General features: G+C 54.9%; 4 protein-coding genes. 1 reads left to right on the top strand and 3 read right to left on the bottom strand.

Features of this window, described 5'->3' with window-relative positions:
• Positions 1 to 859 (bottom strand): polysaccharide biosynthesis/export family protein (locus ABSE61_RS35875; RefSeq protein WP_423875898.1); only part of this gene is annotated, 859 nt, incomplete at its 3' end.
• Positions 860 to 1,781: 922 nt separating this feature from the next.
• On the opposite strand from ABSE61_RS35875, the gene ABSE61_RS35870 reads away from it, so the two are divergent.
• Positions 1,782 to 2,528, top strand: a complete 747-nt coding sequence (locus ABSE61_RS35870; RefSeq protein ID WP_423875897.1) for a metallophosphoesterase family protein — start codon at positions 1,782 to 1,784, stop codon at positions 2,526 to 2,528.
• Positions 2,529 to 2,710: 182 nt separating this feature from the next.
• On the opposite strand, the gene ABSE61_RS35865 is transcribed toward ABSE61_RS35870, so the two are convergent.
• Both ABSE61_RS35865 and ABSE61_RS35860 read right to left on the bottom strand, forming a co-directional pair.
• Positions 2,711 to 3,022 (bottom strand): hypothetical protein, encoded by a 312-nt coding sequence (locus ABSE61_RS35865; protein WP_423875896.1) that lies wholly within the window; start codon positions 3,020 to 3,022, stop codon positions 2,711 to 2,713.
• Positions 3,023 to 3,384: 362 nt separating this feature from the next.
• A complete protein-coding gene (locus ABSE61_RS35860) occupies positions 3,385 to 4,863 on the bottom strand; it encodes an undecaprenyl-phosphate glucose phosphotransferase (protein WP_423875895.1) in 1,479 nt (492 codons plus the stop codon).
• Positions 4,864 to 4,945: the final 82 nt, after the last annotated feature.

Raw genomic sequence — 4,945 nt, 5'->3', positions numbered from 1 at the left:
TGCCGATCGCTTCCGCAAGCGACAGCCGCCAGGCCCCAAATGGAATCTGCTGCTGCGAGCCAACCGCACCGAAGGTCAGGAAGGTCTGCGGCTCCCGATACAAGTAGATGGTATCGTCGGGATGCACGTAGATATTGTTGGACGGCTCATAGATGAGCGCCCCGAAAGGGGCGATCGCGCGCCGGCCGTTTCGCTCCAAAAGTACCCAGGTTTCAGCTCCGGCGGGCCCCGTGGTCCCGGCCGTCGCCACCAGGCCAGCCCGGCTGATGGCGGTGAGCATACGCTGGGGCTCGGTGGTCGCAGGAATCCACGCCGAGCGTCCCTCGCCCAAGATAGTGATCATGGACGTCTTCTGTTCGATCACTGACACAACGACCTGCGGCTCGATCGCGCGGTTCTTGATGGCAGCCACAATAGCGTCCTGCACTTCGACCGCGGTGCGTCCGCGCGCGCGGATGGAACCCGCATAGGGGATCGAGATGTTGCCGTGGATGTCGACGGCTTGGTTCGGAATGTTGACGAAATTGCCCTGGCGCGCGCCGCCTTCGGACGGAGTGAAGAGGCCTCCAGAGCCGGATTCGAAGATGGTGACACCGAGGATATCGCCGTCGCCGAATGTGATATCGCGCGGGCGCCGCCGATCGTCTCCAAAGGCGATCAAGCGCGGCAGGTTCTTGGCCTGGACCTCGATGACCTTCTGGGTGACCTTGACTATCGCGTAGTTGAGACTCGTCGGATCGCGCTGGCCCGATAATATATCCATGGTGGCGGGCCCACCGTCCGACATCATCCCGCAGCCGCCCAGCGCCATCATCAAGATCAAGGTTGGCAAGCCTGAGAGGACGCGACGAATGCCCACCGAAGGCCCCGATCCATGATTATTGGTCGCAGCGACTCTACGCGAAACGAAAGGAGCTGCGTAGGGTTGCCGTGCTATCATCCCCGATTTCGGGGAGAGTGTTGCGGATTGGCCACAAATGCTGGGTGGCAGAGCCCTCAAACTGGCAGCCCAAGGGATAATCTCACCGGCTTTCGGGCGTTGTCGCTCGTCCGATGAGGAGTTGTCGCGGCTCTGAATTAGATTTGGCATATACTAGAATTAAATCACTGAGAGTGGCCTGAATTTTGCTCGCCTATTGGCAGCGGCCCCTTGCAAGAGTTGTTCAGCAGTTCGTGCGTGAGACAGAGTTTGCCGAAGTCAATCGCGTCGACATCTAATTTACGCATCTCATTCTCGAATTCATCAGATGGCGATTTGATCAGGGCGCCTCGTATTGCTGTACGATGCAGGAAAATAGTTAACCGAGATCAAATGGGTTGGAGGCGAGCGGTTAACCATTTTTACATTATTCGTGTCATGTTTAGTGGCGTTCCGAAAAAAATGGAAGAAAATGGCTGAAGAACTTCCCCAAACAGATCGGCGCGTTTGCCAAGAAGGCAGGCGGCGTCTCAATGGTGTTGAGCGTAAGCTATGTCATCCGTTTCTGGGCAAACAAGGGCAATCATGACGAAACCGACAATGTAACGACTCTGAGCACGGCAACGCCTATTGAAACGCCTTCGAGCGGTCTGGTGCGTCGCCGAGGGCGCGGCGTGGGGCGGCGGCGTCGATCCAAAAATCCCGAAGAAGCGCAAAGTGTCTCCTCGACCAGTAGCCGAGAGTTGATTGAGCTTTTCCCCACAGGATTTCCTCGAGCAACGGCCTAATGCTACAAGCCCCGGCGGACCGGTTTGGGTATTGAAAGAAGAACTTGATGGGTCCGGATGAGGGCAAAAAATAGGTGATTTGGTCTTCACGCACCTCGCACATCGTGGCGCCTCGGCGCAGCGTGCCTGCGGGTACTCGAATTTACGCAATTGGTGATATCCACGGGCGCCTAGACCTTTTGGATTCGGTTCTCGCACGGATCGACAAGGATACGGACGTGCATCCTCCCGTATCGAACGCTGTTCGCATTTTTCTTGGAGATTACATCGACCGCGGACCCGATTCCAAGCGCGTGCTTGATCGGCTCGTCAATCATTGCGTGACCCACCCAACCGTCTGTCTTATGGGAAACCATGAGGCCTTCCTGCGCCAGTTCCTAATAAACCCGGATGTTCTTACTGTTTGGAGAAATTGCGGCGGACTGGATACGCTGTTGTCATTTGGACTTTCGCCGAAGATCGAAACCAATGCGCAAGATCAACGAGAACTCGCCTCTGAACTCGACAGGATCCTTCCATCCAGCCACCGCGAGTTCTTGGGCGGCTTGAAACAGTATTTCATCTGCGGTGATTTTTTTTTCGTACATGCAGGAGTCCGACCGGGAATTTGCCTCACCAAGCAATCGGAAGACGACCTTCTCTGGATTCGGGAGGATTTCCTTTCAAGCGAGGACAACTTTGGCAAAGTTGTCGTGCATGGACATACGCCTGTCCTCGAGCCCGACGTTCGAGCGAACCGTATCAACATCGACACGGGTGCCTACGCGACGGGACGACTGACATGTCTCGTCCTGGAAAACGATAAGATCAGATTTATCTGAGAAGTGATTTCCAACTGATGCCGGGTCACGACACCGACCGACCGTGCCGAACGTCCACTGATCGCGGCTGTCGAACTCGTGCGGACCGCGTCACGAGGCCATCGGCGGTAGAATCACCTATTCGGGGTAGGAGTCATCGACAACCGCAAAGATACGGGAAAGGGCGCTTTCGTCATCCAGGCTCATTCAAGAAATCGGAGTTTGAAAGATCGGGGATTCCGCGCCGTCCCCGTGTCAGAAAAGCAGGATGACTTGCTTGCCAGAAGCCGACCCATGCCAAATTGGATCAACATTCCAAGAAAATAGCCCATCTGTATCGCCACGCTTGCTGCGGCCATCATTAAAATAGTCGCCCAAACGCCACTGGCCTGAGTTACCCCGAGAGTGATAGTGACGACCACAACAACAATGGTCGCAGGCGCTAACACAAATATTTTGAAGCGCTGTGCCAATATGCCGCCAGCCGCCAAGCTTACTGTCGAAAGCCAAATCATTGTTTGATGCTCGTTTTGGAAGCGTGTCTGTCAAGGGACAGCGTGGCCTTGTGCCTCAATTTCCCATCTGGCCTGTTAATAATTCGTTAAGGCGTGTCGCCCGGGTGCACCGCAGCAGATTTCTGAATCGCCAAAGTTCACGACTATCCCAACTCGTCGATTTCGAACGCGGGATTTTTGCGAGTGCGAATCTATCCGGCATCAAGTTGGGGGCAGGCTTTCTGGATCATGTCCTGGGCGGGTCACGCAGAAGCCTCCGGGAGAGCCGAGAAGAAAAAGAGATGTGCGGGACTTGGTCCAGCGCGGGTGCCTTGTTGTTTCCGGGGACTAGGACGATCGCAGTCTCGCAGGAACAACGTTTCTCAGTAGGCGTTCCTTTTTCGAAGTACCTCGAAAACCGTTCTGATCAGGATAAGGAGGTCAAGCGAGAGGCTCCAGTTATCAATATACCACCGATCGAGCTTCACGCGCTCTGCAATATGTTCGATGGTCGGTGTAGCGCCTCGGGCGCCGTTGCATTGCGCCCAACCTGTTATGCCGGGCTTGACGTGATGGCGAAAAGCATAGTCTCTCAACAGAGTTTCAAAATAGCTGTCGTGGGCTAAGGCGTGAGGACGCGGCCCGATCAGTGACATGTCGCCTCTTAAAACATTCCAAAGCTGAGGCAATTCGTCGATACTGGTGGACCGAAGCAGCCGTCCAATTGCTGTTACTCGCGAGTCGCCACGCGTCGCCTGCACAACTTTAGGACCGTTTTCCTGGACCGTCATGGTCCGAAATTTCAATATGACGAAATGTTTGCCGTTAAACCCTTTTCGGGTTTGTCGAAAAATGACCGGGCCAGGACTGTCCAGTTTGATTGCAATACCAATCAGGGCCATGACGGGCAGCAAAAATATAAGCACGAGTGAAGCCACGACGACGTCCGCAATGCGCTTCACAAGACGCTGCGTGCCGCTAAGGGGTTCCCGCTGCAGCTCGATGGTCGGCGCATGGGTCTGCGCGGACCAGGTGAGATCGGCTAGCGCTCGAACGCTCTTATCGGGCGCCAATCGAACGGCAACCGGAAGGGTCTTGACTCGGTCTCTGATGAACTCGATGCGAGCGCCATCACTCCACGGCAACGCGATCAGTACTTGTTGGCAATTGTGGCGGCGCACAAAGTTGGCTGCCGCAATGACAATGCGAGCGTCTTTCGATGATCGGGCTAGCTCATCGTCTTCTTGACTCAATGTAAAACGCCTTACTTCAAGTGCGCCACAGAGGGCCAGCAAATCGCCGCTCTGCAGCATGGCCATCTCGTTCGCTTCACCAATCAAAACGGTGCTGCCTCGCCCGATCGCGCCCTGGGCGATAGCTTGGGCCAGAGCGACCTTTGCGGCTTTGCGTGCCGCCAGCAACGCCACTGGCGCTAGAATGTAAAAGATAACAAATGCGCCGCGAGAATATGCCGAGCTGATCTTGAGTAGGAATGCGATAAGGGCGAGCAAAAGCCCTGTCGTGAACCAGCATACCAGTATCTCGCGCAGCTCCAGCCTAGGCTTCGCGCTTCTTAGAAGCCCGTAGTAACCGTTGCCGTTCATGCGCAAGATGTAAATAAGGCTGGCAAGCGAGCCGACGGCACACGACGGCAAAATTTCGAATGGATTGCCGACTAACATGTAATTGCCGATTGACAAATCGTAGCCAATCACGGCCGCGAGGCAGGAAAGCAAGATTGTAACTGCATCCACAGCTGGCAAAATATACCGAACCACTTCGGGGGAAAAACTCGCCGCCGATCGGCTGATTAAGTTTTGAATCCCGCCCGCTATGTCACGAATATCCGACTCGATCGACATCAACACCTCGGAACAATTTCAGAGCCGCGAGAAAATGTGACATTTTCATTGACTAAAACTGCAGATTAACCTTTCGTTAATA

Source organism: Bradyrhizobium sp., from assembly GCF_049519115.1.
Taxonomy (GTDB): Bacteria; Pseudomonadota; Alphaproteobacteria; order Rhizobiales; family Xanthobacteraceae; genus Bradyrhizobium.
This window is presented reverse-complemented; position numbering and strand designations above follow the sequence as displayed.